This is a genomic window from Aeromonas sp. 603607, assembly GCF_049171595.1.
GTDB lineage: Bacteria > Pseudomonadota > Gammaproteobacteria > Enterobacterales > Aeromonadaceae > Aeromonas > Aeromonas veronii.
The window spans coordinates 70,294-89,539 of the sequence record NZ_JAAKOV010000014.1; the positions used below are offsets into that span (position 1 = coordinate 70,294).

The window sequence follows — 19,246 nt, forward strand, 5'->3', positions numbered from 1 at the left end:
AAACGGGTTCGCTGGTGGGCAGGAAGTCCCACAGGTTTGAATACTTGGGCTGCATGATTGTCCAGTTCAGGTTTTATTTTCTGCTTCTTGATCCGTTACATCTTTTGATGTTTGTCTGCTTGCAGCAAGCAGGGTCAAATGATCTCCGATGCCTACCGTCAGGCTGTTGCACGCTTGTCTTTCAAATAAAGCCGCTGGTCACATATTGTTTGCGCCCTTCTGTCGCTGCGACCCGCGGGAGAGCCTGCGTAGGCGTTCGTTTTTTGTCTTAATGATTGAGATAGATATCTTGCTCTGAATAGGCCAGCAGAGGTGTGCCGAGGTTAGTCCGTTTCGCGCCAAAGAAGCGGGTGAGTACGCCAGATTGCTGTCCCAGTCGCTGCAGCTTGATGTGATCCAGCTCGATCTGCTCGGGTAGCCAGGTAAATACGGCGGCGCAGTGACCATTGCCCAGACTGCGCTCCAGGGTTTGCTGCCAGTTCTTGATTTTGGGGCTATGTACCACCAGCACTCTCTTGGGATCGATACCTCGCTCTTCCAGACGGCTGACTGTGGGGCGTCCCGGCGGGGCGATCAACAAGATCCAGCCGGTATGAGCCTCCCCAAGCTTGGTCAGCTCGCTCAGAAACTGATCATCAGACTGGATAGTCACACCATCATGAGCAAACTCCGCTTTGCAGGCGGTTCTGGTTGGCCAGGGCTTGCTCATGACACGATTCATCGCAAAGGGCAGTGAGTGCAGGGGCTGGTTCATATATGGGGTTCCTGTATGAATATCCAAGCTGTATGTGTATACAGTAGTTCTATCCTGTGGCAGTGACAAGGTGTTTTTGCTGAAAAATGTGATGGTGTTGGCATGTGTCGTTAGTAAGGTTATGTTTTTAAACACTATTTAATATAAAGCTGGTTGGGTGTTTTTCGTACTATGGACAAACCTTGCGTAACCGCCCATGGTTATACAGGTCATTTACAGGAGGTGCCGCCATGGATATCAGTACCTTGCAACGTCTTGATGCCAACATCTTGCTGGGCATCATCAATGAGAAGCTAAGGCTTGAGTGTGACGGGTTGGAGGAGCTGCTGGCCTATTACGATATGAGTGAAGAGCAGTTGGCAGGACGTCTGGATCAGATTGGGTACCATTACGATCCATTGAGCAATCAGTTCAAGGCACATCTTTAAGGGTGCAATGATTGCTTCATATTTATACGGTAATTTTTCAGGCACATTGAAACCGGTTTCAATGTGCCGTCTTGCTGCCTATTTTCAGGGATTTTCAAGGCTTGGCAATCTCTGAAAACCTATTCATGCCAGAATATTTTTATTTTTTCATTAAGCTTATGATAATAAAGGGAATGTTTGTTTTTGTGCGATCAATTTAAGGAAAGGGTTTTCAAGCTTTTCAGGCTGTTTTTATCGGTTAAAGTGTGACTTGCGTTAACTTTTAATTCTGCCGCTTTAGTTAGTATTCTCACGCCGGTACATATTTTGAGATAACAACAGCGCCGGTCCCGCAAGCGGGATAACAATTTTATTTGTAACGAAGGAATATGGTTTATGGCTACCAAGAAGAAGACAGACCAGGATCTCCAACTGGATAAAGATCAGCTCAAGGCGAGTATCGTGCGTCACCTGCGTTCTACCTTGGGAACAAGCGAACAGAAAGCCTCTCCCGAAGCGTGGTGGAAAGCCACTGCGGCGGCCGTCAATGAACAGGTGTACGAGCGCCTGACCCGCACTCAGCAGACTCATTTCAAGAAAGATACTCGTGCGATTCACTACCTCTCTGCTGAATTCCTGATGGGAAGATTGACCTCCAACAACCTGCACAACCTCTCCCTCTACAAGACTTGCGAAGAGGCGCTGGGCGAACTCGGCCTGGAACTGACCGACCTGTGCGAACAAGAGCCGGATATGGCACTTGGCAACGGCGGCCTGGGTCGTCTGGCTGCCTGCTTTATCGACTCGCTGGCCACCCTGAACTATCCGGCGGTTGGTTACGGTATCCACTACGAACACGGTCTGTTCCGTCAGGAAATTCAGGATGGTCGCCAGATTGAGCGCCCAGACTCCTGGCGTGAATATGGCAACCCCTGGGAGATCTGCCGTCCCGAGTCGGTGCAAGAAGTGCCGCTCTATGGCTACGTCGAGACCGTGTTTGGTGACAATGGCGGCCTGAAGAAGGTGTGGCACGCCGGTCGCAAGATTAAAGGGGTGCCTTGGGATATTCCGGTGGTCGGTTTTGGCGGTCACACCGTCAACATCCTGCGTTTGTGGGAATCCCGCGCCTCCGAGTTTTTCGACTGGGACGTATTCAACGCCGGTGGTTACATCGACTCCCAGGCTGAGAAAGCCCAGGCCGAGACCATATCCAAGGTACTCTATCCGAACGATGAGACCGATGCTGGTAAAGAGCTGCGTCTGATCCAGCAGTACTTCTTCTGTGCTTGCTCCATCAAGGACATCATGCGCCGCTACAAGCGGGTGCATGGCGCCGACTTCAGCAACTTTGCCGCGCAAATTGCCATTCAGCTCAACGATACTCACCCGACTGTCGCCATCCCGGAACTGATGCGGGTACTGGTTGACGAGGAAGATCTGAACTGGGATGCCGCTTGGGCCATCTGCTATCAGGTCTTCTCTTATACCAACCACACTCTGCTGCCGGAAGCGCTGGAGAAGTGGTCGGTCAGCCTGTTCGAGAAAGTACTGCCTCGCCATCTGGAGGTGATTTACGAGATCAACGCCCGCTTCCTGAACGAGTTGGTGGAGCCCAAGTGGCCGGGCAACGACGCCATCAAGGCCAAGCTCTCCATCATCGAAGAGGGGGCCGTGCGCAAGGTTCGCATGGGCAACCTGTGCGTGATCGGTTCGTCCAAGGTGAACGGTGTGGCCGAGATCCACTCCAAGCTGGTGAAGGAAGATCTCTTCCCCGAGTATGCCGAGCTGTGGCCGGAAAAAATGTGCAACGTGACCAACGGGGTAACCCCGCGTCGCTGGCTGCTGGCCTGCAACCCGGAGCTGGCGGGTCTCTACAACGAAGTGGTGGGCAAGGAGTGGCCGCTGCAACTGGACAAACTGCGTGGCGTGGTGAAATTTGCCGACGACAAGGCGTTCCAGCAGCAGTTCATGACCATCAAACGTCATAACAAAGAGAAGCTGGTCAAGGTCATCAAAGACGAAACCGGTATCGATGTCAGTGCCGAGGCGATCTTTGACGTTCAGATCAAGCGTCTGCACGAGTACAAGCGCCAGCAACTGAACCTTATTCACATCATGGCACTCTATCGTCGTCTGCTGGCCAACCCGGACTATGACATGCATCCGCGTGTGTTTATCTTCGGCTCCAAAGCGGCGCCCGGTTACAAGCTGGCCAAAGACATCATCTATGCCATCAACAAGCTGGCGGATCGGGTCAACAACGATGCTCGTATCCAGGGCAAGCTGAAAGTGGTGTTCATGCCGAACTACCGCGTGAGTCTGGCCGAGAAGTTGATCCCGGCGGCAGATGTCTCCGAGCAGATCTCTACTGCTGGTTACGAAGCATCCGGTACCGGCAACATGAAGATGGCACTCAACGGTGCAATCACCATCGGGACGCTGGATGGAGCCAACATCGAGATCGCCGAAGAGGCGGGGGCCGAAAACTGTGCCATCTTCGGTCTGAACGTGGACGAAGTGAAGTCGCTGAAGGCGCGCGGTTATAATCCGTACGACTTCTACTATGCCAACTCCGAGCTCAAGGCCGTGCTGGACTGGTTTGATACCGACTACTTCACGCCGGGTCGTCCGGGTGAGCTGGCCTCCATCAAGCGCTCTTTGCTGGAAGGGGGAGACCCTTACCTGACCTTGGCGGACTTCCAGTCCTACTCGGATGCACACAAGCTGATCGATACCTGGTATCGGGATCCGGCACTGTGGGCGAAGAAGGCTATCATCAACTCGGCCACCATGGGTAAGTTCAACTCAGACCGTTCCATCCAGGACTATGTGGATCGTATCTGGAAGCTGAAACCCTGCAACATCGGTTGATCACCTCTTAATATGAGAACCCCGCTATGCGGGGTTTTTTTATAGCTGCTTGGATTCGTAAATATTTGTACACCATTTGCAAAAAGCTTGATCATCTGTGATAGATGTACAGGGCATCACATATTATTTTAATGTCGTTATTACCAGCCTTTCCCGGGAACACCTCATCTCATGGCACCCGTATCGCTCATAAGTCTGAAGTCATCATCATGTGTACTCTCGCTGCTGTCGCATGGCACAAGCTGACGATGGTCAGGGATGTGACAGATGGCCGTTGGGGTGCAGGAAAAGAGAAAGCCCCGATGATACGGGGCTTTGTTGGAACCTGGTGTTGATTGAGGAGCCCGGCGAGCGAGCCACCAGCCATCAATGCAGTATGTCGCCCATAAAATAGGCAAGCAGGGTCAAAATGACGGTGAAGACCAGGTTCAGCACCAGGCCGGCCCGCATCATTTCACGCTGCTGGATATGGCCGCTGGCGAAGACAATGGCGTTGGGCGGGGTAGCCACTGGCAGCATGAAAGCGCATGAGGCACCGACAGCGATCAGCACGGATACGACAATGGGAGAGACTCCCAGTGCCTCTGCGACTCCGGCAAACAGTGGAACCAGCAGAGCGGCGGTAGCGGTGTTGGATACCAGCTCGGTCAGGAACACCACGAAGGTGGCAAGACAGAGCAGGATGACGAAGATCGGCATGGTGGCCAGACCGTTGGATAGGTGCTCCGCCAGGAAGGCGTTGGCCCCGGTCTGCTTAAGGATGGCGCTCAGGGTCAAGCCGCCACCAAACAGCATCAGTACTCCCCAGTCGGTGTTCTGGTTGATGTCATCCCAGCTAGCTACCCGGCTGACGGCGATGGCGATGATGGCTCCCATGGCGATCAGTGTATCAAATTGAGGTATTCCTCCCAGCGCCTGGGCAATAGGCTGGGAGCCAATCCACAACAGCACTGTGGTCAGAAATATCAGCATGGTCACCTTGCGTTGGCCGGTCCACTCTATGGTCACTCGCTCTGTGCTGACCTGATGTGAGAGGTTGGGGCGGGTTACCAGATAGAGCAGCCCGATGCCTACTGGCATGAAGATGAGGACAACAGGAATGCCAAATTTCAGCCAGTCAGTGAAGCCCAGCCCCATCTGGGCGGCCGCAATGGCATTGGGCGGGCTGCCTACCAGGGTGCCGATGCCGCCAATACTGGCGCTGTAGGCAACACCAAGCAATACGAAGACCAGTGTGCGGCGCTCCTTGTGAATGTCGAGACCTTTGAGCATGCCAAGGGCCAGCGGCATCATCATGGCGGCGGTAGCGGTATTGCTGATCCACATGGAGAGTGCCGCAGTAATACTGAAGAGTACGATGGCAGCCCAGCCGAGGTGTCCCTTGGCGAGCTGCATCACCTTACCGGCAATCTGGGTGTCTAGCCCCTGTTTGGATAGCGCTGCCGCCAGGGCAAAACCGCCAAAGAAGAGGAACAACACCGGGTTTGCGAAGTCGGTCAACGACTTGCTCATATCAAACACCCCGAGCAGGGTGGCAAGTACCGGGATGGAGATCGCGGTGATAGTGATGTTGACCGCTTCGGTCAGCCAGAGAATAGCTATAAAGACCAGAATGCCCAGCCCCTTGTTGACCATAGGATCAAAAGGGAGCCAAGCGAGCATGATGCATAGCAGGAGCAGATCCATGATCACGATCCCGGTCTTGATATCCAGCCAACGAGATGGAGTAGCGGGTACAGCCGATGTGTGCATATCGTTCTCTCGGTTAATTTATGGTTGTTTTTGTGTTGCCGAGATTACATCCATTTACTTGTTTGAAACAGGCTCACATATTGAAAATCAGTCTCTACTCACACACTCATTGATAAAAATGAGGAAATAAATACATAAATAAAACATTGCTGAAACATAAGTTAAACATCCATGAACTGTTCCAGCCACTGCTTGAACATGTTCTTGGGCAGGGATCCATTTATCTGGTTCACCACTTTACCCTGTTTGAAGACCATCAGGGTGGGGATGCTGCGAATGGCGTAACGGGCGGCAATGGTGCTCTGCTGCTCGGTATCGACTTTGACAAAGCGCATCCGTGGTTCGAGTTCATGGGCAACATCATGAAATACTGGAGCAAACTGCTGGCAAGGGCCGCACCAGCTGGCCCAAAAATCGACAACGACCGGAATATCGGAGTTGATCAGGGTATCGAAGTTATCCGCCTTCCCGAGGCAAGGGGTTTGGCTGAACAGGGACGCCTTGCAGTGCCCACATTTGGCGGAGTGGGTTACATGGGTGGAGGGCAGGCGGTTTCTTGTAAAGCAGTGGCTACAATAAGTAGTGATAAATGACATAATAGTCTCCTTGAAGATCGGTTCTGGTGGCTGTGATGAAAATAGTGCCAGAGTTAAAATAGTGAAATAACGTTAACACAGCGCTCGGCTGGGGTGGACACTTCCACTCCGAGCTCTGCTCAAGCCGGACAATTCAGCGGCCATTATAAGTAGAGAGTCAAAACGGGATGAATAAAGGATCACGGAAGAGCCCTGTGGTACTGCTGCTTGTTGCTGCCTTGTTGCTCGGCTTCTCGGTTCTTTGCTGGCAACTGCTTAGTCAACAGCAGCGTGCATACAGCCTGAATCAGGCAGCGGAGGCAGTGCTGAACCGGATCAACACCGACAGTGTTTACCTGCTTGGTCGTGAGAGTGCCAATGATAGCAATGTTCAGCAACGGCTCGTCCAGTTATCCGGTATCCTCGATAGCTTTGTTCACAGGGTTCGTAGTGATGCTGAGGTTGAGCAAACGCCTCTTTCACAGAGGTTGCTGCAGGATTTGGATCTCTACCAGATGGAGCTGGCCAGACTGTACAGCATGGAAAAGGCGGTGGAATATATCGTGCAACCCTTTCAGCATCAGCTTGAGAAGGTACGCGCTATCACGCCGGCAGAGAGCCTCTTGCATCGTGATCTCAATGAGTTGGCCCAACTCAGCCATTTTTTGCAACACAGCGCCGATAACCAGTATCAGCAACAGCTGAGCTTGTTGCAGCGTGCTCTTGCTTCCCATTACGGCTCGCAACCCGAGGTGATCACCTTGGTTAACCTGAGCAAGGATTTGAGTCGTCAGGTGATGGCTTATCATACCCTGCGCCATCGTCTCATCGATATGCAGGTGAGCGATAACCTGGTGCGCTGGAAGATGGATAAGCTGGAGCGGGCTTCATCATTGCTGAACCGCTTCTATTTAATGGTGCTTGGCGGTGCCTTGATCAGTTTTGTGCTGGTGGCCTATACCCTATGGCGTCGTAATCAGAAGTTGAGCGAGTTGTCCCGTCAGACGGCCTTGCTGGCACAGGCCAAAAGCGATTTTCTGGCCAATATGAGCCACGAGATCCGCACCCCCATGAATGCCATCATCGGTTTCAGCTCACTGGCACTGCAGACCGAGCTGGATCAGCAACAACGGGACTATCTGGGCAAGATAAAGTCTTCATCAGATACCTTGCTGCTGCTTATCAACGACATTCTCGATCTGACCAAGGTGGAGTCCGGCAAGCTGACGTTGGAGGAGATCGACTTCGATCTCAGCGAGCAGCTCGACTCGCTGGCGGGCATGTTTGCCGATCTGGCGGAGCGCAAACATGTGGAGGTGATCATTCGCAAATCGCCGGAGGTGCCTGTCTTCTTGCGTGGGGATCCTCTGCGGCTGGGGCAGGTTCTGGTCAATCTGGTGAACAATGCCATCAAATTCACCGAACGTGGTGAGGTCGAAGTCTCCATCGATCTGGCCAACTCCCATCCAATGCGGATCCGCTTCAGTGTGCGCGATACCGGCATCGGCATTGCCGAAGAGAAGCAGACCCAACTGTTTCAGGCGTTTACCCAGCTGGAGGCGGGCAATACCCGCAAATATGGCGGCTCGGGTCTTGGGCTCAATATTTCCCAGCGGCTGGTGGAGCTGATGGGGGGGCGGATCACCGTAGAGAGCAAGCCTGGCGTCGGCTCTCTGTTCAAGTTCGATATCCCGATGGCGCAGGCGGTCTACGGTGTGGCTGGACGGAAAGTTTTCTTCGAAAACCAGCCGCTGGTGATGGTGATGGATGACAACGAACTGGTGCTGGATCTGGCTCGGGACATCCTGACTCGGGCGGGTGTGCGAGTGCTGCCGGTCAACTCCCTTTCCCGTGCCCGTCAATTATTGCGTGAAGAGGGGCCCAATCTGCGGTTGGCAATCCTCGACTGGCGCATGGGGCAGGAGGATGGACTCGATCTGGCGCTGGAGATGTATCAGCACAGCCAGTGGCGGCGGATACCCATCCTGATGATCAGCGCCTGGGCCAGAGAGGGGCTGCACGCCCGGATGGACAGCATGGGGCTGACCCATTTTCTGCCCAAGCCGATGACCGAGAATGCCCTGCTGGCCAAGGTGGACGAGTTGCTCAATGGCAGCTCTTATGAACTCAATCTGCGCAAGGCAGAGGCTCAGGGGGATCAGCAGCACTTCAAATCCCTGTTGCAGGGTACCCGAGTGCTGTTGGCCGAAGACAACCGGGTCAATCAGCAGCTCATCATCGAATATCTACGTCGGGTCGATGCGGTAGTGTGCGTGGTTAACAATGGTCGCGAGGCGGTGGAGCGGGTTGCCGAGCAGCCTTTTGACGTGATCCTGATGGACCTGCAGATGCCGGTGCTGGACGGACTCGATGCCACCCGCCAGATCCGCAAAATGGTCGACAAGCACGATGTGCCCATCATAGCCCTCACTGCCAGCGCCATGCATGGAGACAAGGAGCGCTGCCTGGGGGTGGGGATGAATGGTTACGTCACCAAGCCGGTGAGCAAGCTGGATCTTTACAACAACCTGCTGCAGTGGGTGAAGCCGCAAGGGGTGGAGCAGGCGGGGATCATGGAGGTGAAACCGCCGGATATGATGGGGATCCTCGATCTGCAGGATGCCCTCAAGCGGCTGGAGCAGGACAAGGAGGCATTGCAGATCCTGTTCAAGCTGTTTATGTCGGAGCACAAGGACGATCTGTGGGAGATCCGTTCCGCCTTGCGCCGTCAGCAGCCCGAGGTGGCCAGCAAGCTGCTGCACACCCTCAAGGGGGTGTCTGCCAATATCTCGGCGGCCCGTCTGCAATTGGTGGCTGGCGAGCTGGAGTGGCGCCTGCGGCAAAACGAGGTGCTGAGCGAGGCGGATCTGGAGCAGTTGCAACAGGTCTTCAGCCAGACCCGGGAAGAGGTGTCACACTTCCTGTTGACCGGTGAGCAGCATGAAAATTCGTATAATCCCTATTCATCAGGGGATGATCGCATGTCACAGTGAATTAAATAGTAATTATTCTCAACCATCCCGGTTCGGGATATGATGAGCTTTCGTTCAAATCGCCTCCAGCCGGAGGCGATTGTTTTCATTGTTCTATTTCTGCGTGGCTTCTCTGATGGCCGCTCCTTGGAGCGGTCACGGGCAGAGAGCGCTAAAGGTTGGTGGTGTGAGCGTATTTCTACGATTGAGCTGGTTTTTCAAGGAGCAGTGGCCCCGTTATCTGGCTGCCATCTCCCTGCTGCTGATGGTGGCCCTGTTGACCGTTATTCCGCCCAAAGTGGTGGGCTGGGTGGTTGATGGCATCACCAAGGGCGGTCTCGACAATGGTACCCTGATGCGCTATCTGGCGGGGCTGTTTGGTCTGGGTGTGCTGATTTATCTGCTGCGCTACGTCTGGCGGGTGATGCTGTTCGGTGCCTCTTACCGTCTGGCCTATGTGTTGCGCAATCGCCTTTTCAGCCATTTCACCCGGATGAGCCCCGATTTTTATCAGCGCCACCGTACCGGCGATTTGATGGCCCATGCCACCAATGACATTCAGGCTGTGGAGATGACCGCTGGCGAAGGGGTACTGACTCTGGTGGACTCCATCATGGTCGGGGTATTGGTGCTCTCCATCATGTGCAGCCAGTACTCTTGGCAGTTGACGCTGGTCTCCTTGCTGCCGCTGCCGGTGATGGCCTATTTCATGAACCGCTTCGGCACCCAGATCTACACCCAGTTCAAGGCGGCGCAAGGGGCCTTCTCCAGGCTCAACAACAAGACCCAGGAGGCCCTTTCCGGCGTGCGGGTGTTGAAATCCTATGCGGTTGAATCGCTGGAAGATGAAGGCTTTGCCGAGCTGACCAAACAGGCGGGGGAGCGCAATATGGCGGTGGCCCGCATCGATGCCAAGTTCGATCCGGTCATCTACCTCTGTATCGGTTGCTCCTACTTCCTCGCGGTGGCGGGGGGCAGTGTGCTGGTGCTGCGCGATGAGCTGACTCTGGGTGAGCTCACCAGCTTCACCATGTACCTCGGCCAGCTGATCTGGCCGATGTTTGCCATCGCCTGGCTGTTCAACATCATCGAGCGGGGCAGCGCCGCCTACTCCCGCATCGAGAGCCTGCTGGGGGAGCGCAGCGATATCGAAGAGCCCGCCCGGCCGGCCGCGTTTACCTCTGCGTTTCCTTTACAGATCAAAGGGGTGAGCTATCAACTTGAGCAGCGCACCCTGCTTGCGGATATCGACGTTACCCTCAAGCAAGGGGGGATGCTCGGGGTGGTGGGGCGCACCGGGGCAGGCAAGAGCTCCCTGCTCAAGCTGTTGATGCGCCTTGCCAATCCGACTCACGGTTCGATAGCCATGGGGGGCGTACCGATTGACCAGTTGTCGCTCGCCACACTGCGCAGCCAGTTTGCCTATGTACCGCAGGAGCCATTCCTGTTTTCCACCACCATCGCTGCCAATATTGCCCTCGGCAAACCCGATGCGAGCCGCGAGGAGGTCGAACGGGTGGCACGCATTGCCTGTGTCCACGATGATATCGTGCGTTTCCCCAAGGGTTATGAAACCGAGGTCGGGGAGAAAGGGGTGACCCTCTCCGGCGGCCAGAAACAGCGGCTGGCCATTGCCCGCGCCCTGCTGCTGGATGCACCCATTCTGGTGCTCGATGATGCGCTCTCGGCGGTGGATGCCCACACCGAGCAGCAAATTCTGCATTCCCTCAAGGCCCATCGTCGCACCCTGATCCTGGTCAGCCATCGCATGACGGCGGTGGAGCAGGCCGACGAGATCCTGGTGCTGGAGCAGGGGGCCGTCAGCGAGCGGGGTCATCACGGTGCCCTGATGGCGCACAATGGTTGGTATGCAGATATGGTGCGTTATCAGCGACTCGAAGAAGCGGTGGAGGAGAGCCTGTGAATCCGACCATTAAACGACTGCTCGCCTACTGCGCCCAGTATCCTCGCTGGCTGATCCAGGCGGGGATTTGCCTGCTGCTTGCGACCGGCGCCGAAGTGGCCGGGCCGCTGCTGATCAAGCTCTTTATCGATGACTATCTGGCGCCTCGCAATATCGTGCTGCCCACCATAGCCCTGATTGCAGCGGGCTATCTGGGTTTGCAGGTGCTGTCGGCGGCGGGTTTCTATTTGCAATCCTTGCGCTTCAATCGCATCGCTCAGGCGGTGGTGCAAACTTTGCGCGAGCAGGTGTTTGCCACCGCCATCCGCTTGCCGGCCCGCTACTTTGACAAGCATCGCTCCGGCTCGCTGATTTCCCGCATCACCAACGACACCGAGGCGATCATGAACCTCTATGTGCAGGTGATCGGCTTGCTGGTGCAAAAGGTGGTGCTCTTGTGCGGCATCCTCATCTCCATGGCGCTGCTGGATCTGCGGCTGATGCTGGTCTGCTCCCTGTTGCTGCCCGCAGTGGGCGGGGTGATGTGGCTCTACCAGAAACTGAGCGTGCCGGTGGTGCGAGCGACCCGCAGTCTGCTCTCCGACATCAACAGCCGCCTCAACGAGTCGCTGCAGGGGATGCCGGTCATTCAGGCGATGGTGCAGGAGCGCCACTTTGCCAACGCCTTTGCCGAGGTGAACCAGCAGCACTGGTCGGCACGGATCAAGAGCCTCAAGATCAACGGCATTTTGCTGCGTCCGCTCATCGATCTCTTCTACATGATGGTGCTGATCGGCCTGTTGGCGCTGTTTGCCCATGAGGGGGGGAGCCACGCGGGTGCTATTCAGGTGGGGGTGCTCTATGCCTTTATCAGCTATCTGGGCCGGATGATCGAGCCGCTCATCGAGATGACCAACCAGCTTAACCAGTTGCAGCAGGCGATGGTGGCGGGGGAGCGGGTCTTTGCCCTGCTCGATGAAACCCGCGAGAGCACCGAGGGCGAGCTGCGCCCGCTGGAAGGACGGGTCAGTTTCGAGCGGGTGAGTTTTTCCTACGATGGTGAGCAACAGGTGCTGCGGGAGGTCAGTTTTGCCGCAAAACCGGGCCAGATGCTGGCGCTGGTGGGCCATACCGGCAGCGGCAAGTCCACCATCATCAGCCTGCTGATGGGCTTCTATCCGCTGGATCAGGGGCAGATCCGCTTCGATGATCACGCACTGGATACCCTGTCGCTGGCGGCGGTGCGCCGCAGCATCGGGCTAGTGCAGCAGGATCCTTTTATCTTTGTCGGCACCCTGGCGGAGAACCTGCGTCTCGGCCGCGCCGGCATAGATGACGCGCGGCTCTGGCAGGCGCTGAGCGAGGTGCAGCTGGCCGAGTTTGTGCGCAGCTTGCCACAGGGGATCAACACCCTGATGGAGGAGGGTGGCAAGAACCTCTCCGCCGGTCAGCGGCAACTGCTCTCCTTTGCCCGTGCGCTGGTGGGGGATCCGCGTATCCTCATTCTGGATGAAGCGACGGCCAGCGTGGACTCCCAGACCGAGTTGGCGCTGTCGCAGGCGATCTCTGCCGCCCGTCGTGGCCGCACCACCATCGCCATCGCCCACCGCCTCTCGACCATCGTCGATGCGGACGAGATCCTGCTGCTCTCCCGCGGTCAGGTGAGCGAGCGGGGTAGCCACAGCGAGCTGATGGCCCTCGGCGGTCACTATGCCCAGCTGTTCGAGATGCAGAGTCAGGGGGCTTGGCTCGAAGAGAAGCGCGCCTGAGCGGCAGATTTGCTGTTAACAGTGAGATGAACGAGAAGAGGGAACCGGTGTGGTTCCCTCTTTTTTGCGCCGGGCAAAAGGTCGTAAGCGTGATCCCTGTGCTTGTCGAATGGCGCAGATGCAGGCAACATGTTGTTTACATTAACTCATCGGATCAGTTCGCATATGGATTTGCAACGCTTCAAAGCCAATCTGGCGCTCCGGCTGTTTGCCTGGCGCTATATTCCCGTCATCGGGTTTTGTGCCCCGATCATCGAAGAGATGAACGCCAAGGCGCTGCGCATTCGCATTCCCCTTGGATGGCGTACCCGCAACCACCTGGGCAGCATGTATTTTGGCGCGCTGGCGACCGGCGCCGATCTGGTAGGTGGTCTACTGGTGATGGAGAAGGGGCGGCAGCGGCGCAAGAAGGTGCACTTCGCCTTCAAGGATGTGCAGGGGGAGTTTTTGAAACGACCGGAGGGGGATGTGCAGTTCGACTGCGCAGCGGGGGAGGAGATTGACGCCATGATCGACGAATCGCTGGCAAGCGGTCAGCGCATCAATCGCCCCATCCGGGTGGTGGCCACCTGTCCGTCATTGAACGGGGATGAGGCGATGGCGCGTTTTGTGCTGACCCTGTCGATCAAGGCCAACTAGCTGGTTGCCGGAGAGTGGCTCCCCGAAACGGGTTTAGCCAATCTCCGGGCTGACGCCCTCTTTCACCACGACCTTCATGCCGTTGAAGTTGACCACCTGTTCGGCCACGATCTTGCAGCGCTTGCGGGTCTCCACCTGACCGTCCACCTCGACCAGCCCTTCGGCAATGAGGGCTTTGGCGGCGCCGCCACAATCGGCCCACCCCTGATGTTTGATAAGGTCACACAAGGCAACGAAGGGGTGACCTTCGAGCAGAAACGTCTCCATGGGAAATCCTCTAGATGGATGAATGCCGGATACAGCAGGGCGACTATTTTAGGCAGTTCGCTCAGGCAAAGAAAGGAAGAGGGGCCACTCGCTGCGAAAAAGTGGCCGATTGTCCTTGAGGTGGCGCTTTCGCAAGACCTGATAGAGATGTGAGAGGGCCACCCGTGACGTATCGTGACGCACCTCGTCCCTGCTGGTGTGCCCACACTCTCCCCTGACTGTTAGGATCGGGCCACTCTCAATGGCCCAAGGAACTTCCCATGACACTCTCCCGCCTGCTGCTGGCATGCAGCGCCCTGACTCTGTGCGGTGTCGCGCAGGCCAGTACTCCGGTGCAGGTCTCGCTGCCCGGGGTCAATTTGCCCGCGTCCCATCAGGTGGAAGGGGCGCGCGCCTCGCTGCTCTACGGTCGGACCGGTCAGGTGAAGGGTATTGATCTGCCGATCTTCGCCCTCTCCGATGTGGATCAGTTCAGCGGCCTGCAGCTCGGGATCTTCCTCGGTGCTGGCCGGGTGCGCCACCAGTTTGGCGGGGTCGCCATCAACGCCATCAACTGGCACGAAGGGCAGGATACCGGCGTCAATCTGGGGCTGGTCAATCTGACCAACAATGTGCAGGGGCTCAACTGGGGGGCGGTCAATATCGTCAAGGGCAATGCGCTGGCCAACGTTGGCTTCGTCAACTATGCCGAGCGTACCACGTTCCAGATTGGCTTTATCAATGCGACCAAGCACCTCGACGGCTTGCAGATCGGGCTGGCCAACTATGCCGCCAACGGCGTGTTCCCCATTCTGCCGCTGGTGAACTTCCAGAAATCGTTCTGAGTGGGCGGTTCGCTTTGCGTTAAGGGCCTCTGCTGATTACCCTGTGTCTCTTGCAACTTGTGACAGGCGAACAGAGGTAATTGATGACGGCAGGGCAAATGAGTGCAATCGGGATCGGCTGGGATGTGCGTGGCTGGCAGGGCAGTGCCCAAGCGGTGGCCGTGGTGGGCTGGCAGGCCGACTCCAACAGCCTGCACTGGCTCGGGGTGTCGCCGCTGTTTCGCCTGAGCTCGCGGGTGGCGCCGGATCTGGCCGCCCTGCTGCGTCCGGCCCTGCAAAACGAGCTGACCCTGATGCAGGTAGAAGCCTTCCCGCAACTGGCGCTCGGCATCGATGCGCCGCTCGCCTTTCCCCGTGCCTTGCGGGATCTGCTCAACGGCCAGCCACATAGCTGCGCCGTGCCCGAACGGGAGATAGACAACCCCTACGCCTATCGCGACTGCGAGCGCTGGTTGTATCAGCAGTACGGCAAAAAGCCGCTGTCGGCCACCTTCGACCGGCTCGGCAACAACGCCACTCTGGCGCTCTCTATGCTGCCGCAGCTCTCTGATCTGCAACTGGTGCCGACCGTTGCCCCGAAGGCCAGTCGTGCCGTGCTGGAGGTCTATCCGGCATTGGCCAAAGTGGGCGGCAAGGCCTCCCCGGCACGGCCCGAGCTGGCGGCCTTACTGCCTGCGGACGTGCTGGTCGGCACCGATCGCTACGATGCGGCGCTCTGCGCCCTGATGGCGCTGCAATATGCCGCTGGTGGCAAGGTGACGGTATTGCCTGAGCTGATTTCGCCACCCAGTGACATGCCTTGTGATGAGGGATGGGTCTATCACTTTGCCCATCATGCTGTAGAGCACAGCGGCATGTGACGACGGGGACGCGGCACATCATGGCGCCGCTCACCCTGTGGACGCGGGCCAAATGGCGCAAAAAACCTGTCTTTAGTCAGGAAATTGCCTGTTCATCCCGCGCCAAGGTGGCGCATCGTTATCTTCATCCGATATATTGCCCACCTTGCTGATCCTTTGCTGTGGTATTCCCGATGAAATCCGTTCTCTCTATTCAGTCCCACGTGGTCTTTGGTTGTGCCGGCAACAGCGCGGCCGTCTTCCCCATGCGCCGCCTCGGTATGGATGTATGGCCCATCAACACGGTGCAGTTTTCCAACCACACCCAATATGCCCAGGGGTGGCAGGGAATGGCGATGCCGGCGGGTCATATCAGTGCGCTGGTGAAAGGATTGGGCAATATCGAGGTGTTGAGCCAGTGTGACGCCGTGCTGAGCGGCTACCTTGGCTCCGCCGAGCAGGGGGACGAGATCCTGACCGTGGTCAACGCCGTCAAGGCGGCCAACCCCGATGCCATCTACTTCTGCGACCCTGTGATGGGTCACCCGGAGAAGGGGTGCATCGTTGCCCCCGGCGTCACCCGTTTCCTGACCGAGCAGGCGCTGCCGGTGGCCGACATGATGGCCCCCAACCTGCTGGAGCTGGAGACCCTCTGCGATACCCATCTGGCTGATCTGGATCAGACCCGCGCGGCTGCCCATCAGCTGCTGGCCCGCGGCGTCAAGCTGGTGCTGGTCAAGCATCTCGGTCGTGCGGCGCAGGACTCCAGCCGCTTCGAGATGCTGCTGGCAACGCCGCAAGGGGATTATCTGATTGCCCGTCCGCTCTATGACTTTGCCCGCCAGCCGGTGGGGGTGGGCGATCTTATCAGCGCCCTGATGCTGGCCAATTTGCTGGCCGGTCACGATGCGGTCAGCGCGTTCGAGCGCACCAACGCCTCGGTGGATGCGGTGCTGCAGGAGACCTGGCGCCAGCAGGCTTACGAGCTGCAACTCATCGCCGCGCAAGATGCCTTCGCCCTGCCAGAGGTTGCAGTGCGAGCGGTGAAACTGCCCTGATACTGCGCAGGCTTTCGTCTATCTAGACAAGCGATGGGCTGCAGATAAAAAAGGCTTGCCAATGGGCAAGCCTTTTGACTGTTTGCCTGTTTAGTGCGGTAAGCAATCAGGTGCGGGGATGGCGGAGGCGATAACGCTCAGCCATAGCATTAGCTGCCACCATGGCGGCGTAGACATCCTGTTCACTCACGGTCATCGGCATGTTGCCCATGGTATCGAGGGGATCGCAGGCCAGCTGCGCCACCTTGCGCCACTCGCTTTCATCAAAGTGGGTGAGCCCCAACTCTTGCAGCGTCATGGGCAGACCTGCACAGTCGATGATGCGAAACACCTCATCAAGTTCATGTTGCGGGGCGCGCTCAAGCACAAGTTGGGTCAGCAGGCCGAAGACCACCTTCTCGCCATGTTGGGCGCGATGGAGCTCCGGGATCAGTGACATGCCGTTGTTGACGGCATGAGCGGCGGCCAGTCCACCGGCTTCTGCGCCGACCCCGCTGAGGTAGATGGTGGCCTCGATAACCTGCTCCAGCGCCGGAGTCGAGACATGGTGGCGTATTGCATCCATGGCCAGCTCGATGTTTTCACCAAGCAGCTCGTAACAGAGCTTTGCCAGACCAAGGCCTGTGCGTGAAGGGCGCTTGCCGACCAGATTGAGCCCGTCCGCCCGATAGCAGGCGCGCGCCTCGAAATAGGTGGCCAGGGCATCGCCAACGCCTGCGGAAAAGAAGCGGGGAGGGGCGGCGGCAATGATGGCCGTGTCAGCCAGCACCACGTCCGGATTTTGCGGCAGGAACAGATAGCGTTCAAATTCACCCGCCTGGTTGTAGATCACCGCCAGTGCCGTGCAGGGGGCATCCGTGGAGGCAATCGTCGGGAACAGCACAACCGGACGGCGCAGATAGAAGGCCACGGCCTTGGCGACATCCAGCGTCTTGCCGCCGCCGATCCCGACAATCACGTTCGCACCATATTGCTCTGCAAGGTGGGTCAGGCGGTGGATCTCCTGTTCGGTGCATTCGTAGCGAAACTTGTCGACCACTCCCCTGAGACCTGCCTGCAGGAGCCCCGCCAAAGCTTCTTCCCGTACCCGCTCCAGAATGAACTCATCGCTGATGAGCAACGCATAGTCACCAAAATCTTTAACGTGCTCATGGAGTTGCGGGAGAAGGTGTTGACCGATGATGAACTTTTTGGGGGAGGTAACTGTACGGGGCAAAGTGGGCATCCATTATTCCTCAAGGCAGTGAATAACATAAAATTGATTATCAAATGGGTCTCTTACGATACGCCTGATGAGGCAATAGATGAAGAAGAAAAGGGGGGCGTTTTAATCATTAATTAATCTTTCTATTTGTTTGGCTGTATTTTGGGGCGGCGATTGGCGGTGTTGAGGCATACAGGAGCACTGGCCGTATCGTGGCAATCCGTCGCAAGCCATATTGCTGCAACAAACAGTCACGCGGGCAACAAGCAAGGCCGCTTGGTGCGGCCCTGCTGTATGTGGATAAGAGATAGGGGATGGTCAGAGCGGTTTGTAGAAGATGACGGTCGCAGCAAGAGTGCCATCTGCGTTGCGCGCAAAGATCGGGATCTGGCCCGCCTCCAGATAGCCGAGTTGACGATAGAGGTGGGAGGCCACATCACCGGCGCGAGTATCGAGCACCAGCAGCGAACGGCCCGCGGCATGGGCGCCTTGTTCCATTGCCTGCATCAGCGCATGACCGACACCTTTGCCTCTCGCCGTTTGCAGTACCATCAGTTTTTCCACCTCGGCCCGGTGGCGACCGTTGGCCTTGCCACAGAGCGCGAGCTGAATCGCTCCCACGAGCTGTTGTTGTTCAAGCGCAAGCCACAGCTTTCGGTGACCTGCCGCCAGATCCGCTTCAACTCCTTGCCAGTAGCGGGTAGATTCCTCCGTGGTCAGCGGCGGTAAAAAACCGACCGAGGCGCCGCTATCGACACAATCTTGCAGCAGGGTGATGAGCGCACTTTGATAGGTTGCTGCGCTCTTAACTTCCACAATGTTCATCTGACATCCTTGTCATTGCGCTGTTATGTGGCTGATTGCCACCGTTGGTTCATATGAGGTAGGTACTTATGCTCGCCGCGAGTACGGCTTGTCAGCGGATCAGCCCCTGCTCAACCAGCCAGACAAACAGCAGGCGGGAGACGGGGGAGAGCTCATCGAGGTGAGAGCTGTCGAGCCAGCGCAGCTCGGCAATTTCTGCCGAGGCGATCGGGGTGCCGCTTGTTTCGCCGGTGTAGCAGCGCAGTCGCACCTCGACTCCTGCCGGTTTGCCATCGGCCTGGGCGCTGAACTCGCAGGCAAAGCGCAGGGTATCGGGCTGCAGGGTGACAGCCAGCTCCTCTTCAATCTCGCGGATCAGCGCCGCCTCGTCGCTCTCGCCCGGTTCCCGCTTGCCGCCTGGGATGTAATAGATGTCCTTGCCGTGGGAGCGGGCGCAGAGCAGCTGCTGATCTTTAAAGGTGAGCCAGGCGAGTTTGTCGATCATCCGTTTTCTCTCCAATGGGGTTGCCGTGATGAGCAGTGGCGCATTCAAGCGCACAGTTGTTTTGCATGCCGGCAGCCTAACAAAGATGAAGTTGAGTCCCAAG

The 19,246-nt window shown here is 57.1% G+C and carries 16 protein-coding genes; 9 read left to right on the forward strand and 7 right to left on the reverse strand.

All coding sequences use genetic code 11. The features are described from left to right. Window positions 1-268 precede the first annotated feature (268 nt). Entirely contained in the window at window positions 269-754 is a 486-nt protein-coding gene (locus tag G5315_RS14185; protein WP_421333252.1) for a cell division inhibitor, read from the reverse strand. Between the two features lie 230 nt (window positions 755-984). On the opposite strand from G5315_RS14185, the gene G5315_RS14190 reads away from it, so the two are divergent. Both G5315_RS14190 and G5315_RS14195 read left to right on the forward strand, forming a co-directional pair. Next, window positions 985-1,182, forward strand: coding sequence for a DUF4250 domain-containing protein (locus G5315_RS14190; RefSeq protein ID WP_005333612.1), 198 nt, complete (start codon window positions 985-987; stop codon window positions 1,180-1,182). Window positions 1,183-1,557: 375 nt separating this feature from the next. Then, a complete protein-coding gene (locus G5315_RS14195) occupies window positions 1,558-4,032 on the forward strand; it encodes a glycogen/starch/alpha-glucan phosphorylase (RefSeq protein WP_216978915.1) in 2,475 nt (824 codons plus the stop codon). Between the two features lie 366 nt (window positions 4,033-4,398). Here the strand turns inward: G5315_RS14195 and G5315_RS14200 are convergent, their stop codons facing one another. Both G5315_RS14200 and trxC read right to left on the reverse strand, forming a co-directional pair. Further along, the gene (locus tag G5315_RS14200; protein WP_266134832.1) at window positions 4,399-5,784 is read right to left on the reverse strand and encodes an SLC13 family permease; all 1,386 of its coding nucleotides are present in this window, start codon (window positions 5,782-5,784) and stop codon (window positions 4,399-4,401) included. A gap of 161 nt (window positions 5,785-5,945) precedes the next feature. Further along, window positions 5,946-6,380, reverse strand: coding sequence for a thioredoxin TrxC (gene trxC / locus G5315_RS14205; RefSeq protein ID WP_216978913.1), 435 nt, complete (start codon window positions 6,378-6,380; stop codon window positions 5,946-5,948). A gap of 167 nt (window positions 6,381-6,547) precedes the next feature. Here trxC and G5315_RS14210 point away from each other — a divergent pair, with 167 nt between their 5' ends. The 4 genes from G5315_RS14210 (at window position 6,548) to G5315_RS14225 (ending at window position 13,642) form a co-directional block, all read left to right on the forward strand. Further along, window positions 6,548-9,352, forward strand: a complete 2,805-nt coding sequence (locus tag G5315_RS14210; protein ID WP_421223189.1) for a response regulator — start codon at window positions 6,548-6,550, stop codon at window positions 9,350-9,352. A 166-nt stretch (window positions 9,353-9,518) separates the two neighbouring features. Then, the gene (locus G5315_RS14215) at window positions 9,519-11,255 is read left to right on the forward strand and encodes an ABC transporter transmembrane domain-containing protein (RefSeq protein WP_421263676.1); all 1,737 of its coding nucleotides are present in this window, start codon (window positions 9,519-9,521) and stop codon (window positions 11,253-11,255) included. Continuing rightward, window positions 11,252-13,003: an ABC transporter transmembrane domain-containing protein gene (locus G5315_RS14220; protein ID WP_335813202.1), complete on the forward strand. Its 1,752-nt coding sequence runs from the start codon at window positions 11,252-11,254 to the stop codon at window positions 13,001-13,003. Before G5315_RS14215 ends, G5315_RS14220 begins: the two co-directional genes overlap by 4 nt. A gap of 165 nt (window positions 13,004-13,168) precedes the next feature. Continuing rightward, on the forward strand, window positions 13,169-13,642 hold the full coding sequence (locus tag G5315_RS14225) for a DUF4442 domain-containing protein (RefSeq protein ID WP_368191815.1): 474 nt from the start codon (window positions 13,169-13,171) through the stop codon (window positions 13,640-13,642). A 33-nt stretch (window positions 13,643-13,675) separates the two neighbouring features. Here G5315_RS14225 and ybcJ read toward each other — a convergent pair whose 3' ends face one another. Further along, window positions 13,676-13,909 carry a ribosome-associated protein YbcJ gene (gene ybcJ, locus G5315_RS14230; protein ID WP_005333598.1) on the reverse strand — a complete coding sequence of 78 codons (234 nt, stop codon included), beginning with the start codon at window positions 13,907-13,909 and terminating at the stop codon, window positions 13,676-13,678. Between the two features lie 260 nt (window positions 13,910-14,169). Here ybcJ and G5315_RS14235 point away from each other — a divergent pair, with 260 nt between their 5' ends. The 3 genes from G5315_RS14235 (at window position 14,170) to pdxY (ending at window position 16,630) form a co-directional block, all read left to right on the forward strand. After that, window positions 14,170-14,733, forward strand: a complete 564-nt coding sequence (locus G5315_RS14235) for a VC2662 family protein (RefSeq protein WP_368191813.1) — start codon at window positions 14,170-14,172, stop codon at window positions 14,731-14,733. A gap of 83 nt (window positions 14,734-14,816) precedes the next feature. Next, window positions 14,817-15,593 carry a DUF429 domain-containing protein gene (locus G5315_RS14240; RefSeq protein WP_421263679.1) on the forward strand — a complete coding sequence of 259 codons (777 nt, stop codon included), beginning with the start codon at window positions 14,817-14,819 and terminating at the stop codon, window positions 15,591-15,593. Window positions 15,594-15,766: 173 nt separating this feature from the next. After that, window positions 15,767-16,630 carry a pyridoxal kinase PdxY gene (gene pdxY / locus G5315_RS14245; RefSeq protein WP_019446110.1) on the forward strand — a complete coding sequence of 288 codons (864 nt, stop codon included), beginning with the start codon at window positions 15,767-15,769 and terminating at the stop codon, window positions 16,628-16,630. 106 nt (window positions 16,631-16,736) lie between these two features. Here pdxY and G5315_RS14250 read toward each other — a convergent pair whose 3' ends face one another. The 3 genes from G5315_RS14250 to G5315_RS14260 all read right to left on the reverse strand — a co-directional run bounded on the left by G5315_RS14250 (window position 16,737) and on the right by G5315_RS14260 (window position 19,143). Further along, window positions 16,737-17,855 (reverse strand): glycerol dehydrogenase, encoded by a 1,119-nt coding sequence (locus G5315_RS14250; protein WP_421263680.1) that lies wholly within the window; start codon window positions 17,853-17,855, stop codon window positions 16,737-16,739. Window positions 17,856-18,152: 297 nt separating this feature from the next. Next, complete coding sequence (locus G5315_RS14255) at window positions 18,153-18,659, reverse strand: N-acetyltransferase family protein (RefSeq protein WP_368191807.1); 507 nt, start codon at window positions 18,657-18,659, stop codon at window positions 18,153-18,155. A gap of 91 nt (window positions 18,660-18,750) precedes the next feature. Continuing rightward, window positions 18,751-19,143 carry an NUDIX hydrolase gene (locus tag G5315_RS14260; protein ID WP_201973355.1) on the reverse strand — a complete coding sequence of 131 codons (393 nt, stop codon included), beginning with the start codon at window positions 19,141-19,143 and terminating at the stop codon, window positions 18,751-18,753. Window positions 19,144-19,246 lie beyond the last annotated feature (103 nt).

What these genes read in the sequence shown, in the direction of transcription:
- G5315_RS14240 (WP_421263679.1), top strand. Translation starts at nt 14,817, where the DNA reads ATGACGGCAGGGCAAATGAGTGCAATCGGGATCGGCTGGGATGTGCGT.
- G5315_RS14235 (WP_368191813.1), top strand. Translation starts at nt 14,170, where the DNA reads ATGACACTCTCCCGCCTGCTGCTGGCATGCAGCGCCCTGACTCTGTGC.
- G5315_RS14225 (WP_368191815.1), top strand. Translation starts at nt 13,169, where the DNA reads ATGGATTTGCAACGCTTCAAAGCCAATCTGGCGCTCCGGCTGTTTGCC.
- G5315_RS14200 (WP_266134832.1), bottom strand. Translation starts at nt 5,784, where the DNA reads ATGCACACATCGGCTGTACCCGCTACTCCATCTCGTTGGCTGGATATC.
- G5315_RS14260 (WP_201973355.1), bottom strand. Translation starts at nt 19,143, where the DNA reads ATGATCGACAAACTCGCCTGGCTCACCTTTAAAGATCAGCAGCTGCTC.
- G5315_RS14185 (WP_421333252.1), bottom strand. Translation starts at nt 754, where the DNA reads ATGAACCAGCCCCTGCACTCACTGCCCTTTGCGATGAATCGTGTCATG.
- G5315_RS14210 (WP_421223189.1), top strand. Translation starts at nt 6,548, where the DNA reads ATGAATAAAGGATCACGGAAGAGCCCTGTGGTACTGCTGCTTGTTGCT.
- G5315_RS14255 (WP_368191807.1), bottom strand. Translation starts at nt 18,659, where the DNA reads ATGAACATTGTGGAAGTTAAGAGCGCAGCAACCTATCAAAGTGCGCTC.
- ybcJ (WP_005333598.1), bottom strand. Translation starts at nt 13,909, where the DNA reads ATGGAGACGTTTCTGCTCGAAGGTCACCCCTTCGTTGCCTTGTGTGAC.
- G5315_RS14190 (WP_005333612.1), top strand. Translation starts at nt 985, where the DNA reads ATGGATATCAGTACCTTGCAACGTCTTGATGCCAACATCTTGCTGGGC.
- G5315_RS14250 (WP_421263680.1), bottom strand. Translation starts at nt 17,855, where the DNA reads ATGCCCACTTTGCCCCGTACAGTTACCTCCCCCAAAAAGTTCATCATC.
- pdxY (WP_019446110.1), top strand. Translation starts at nt 15,767, where the DNA reads ATGAAATCCGTTCTCTCTATTCAGTCCCACGTGGTCTTTGGTTGTGCC.
- trxC (WP_216978913.1), bottom strand. Translation starts at nt 6,380, where the DNA reads ATGTCATTTATCACTACTTATTGTAGCCACTGCTTTACAAGAAACCGC.
- G5315_RS14195 (WP_216978915.1), top strand. Translation starts at nt 1,558, where the DNA reads ATGGCTACCAAGAAGAAGACAGACCAGGATCTCCAACTGGATAAAGAT.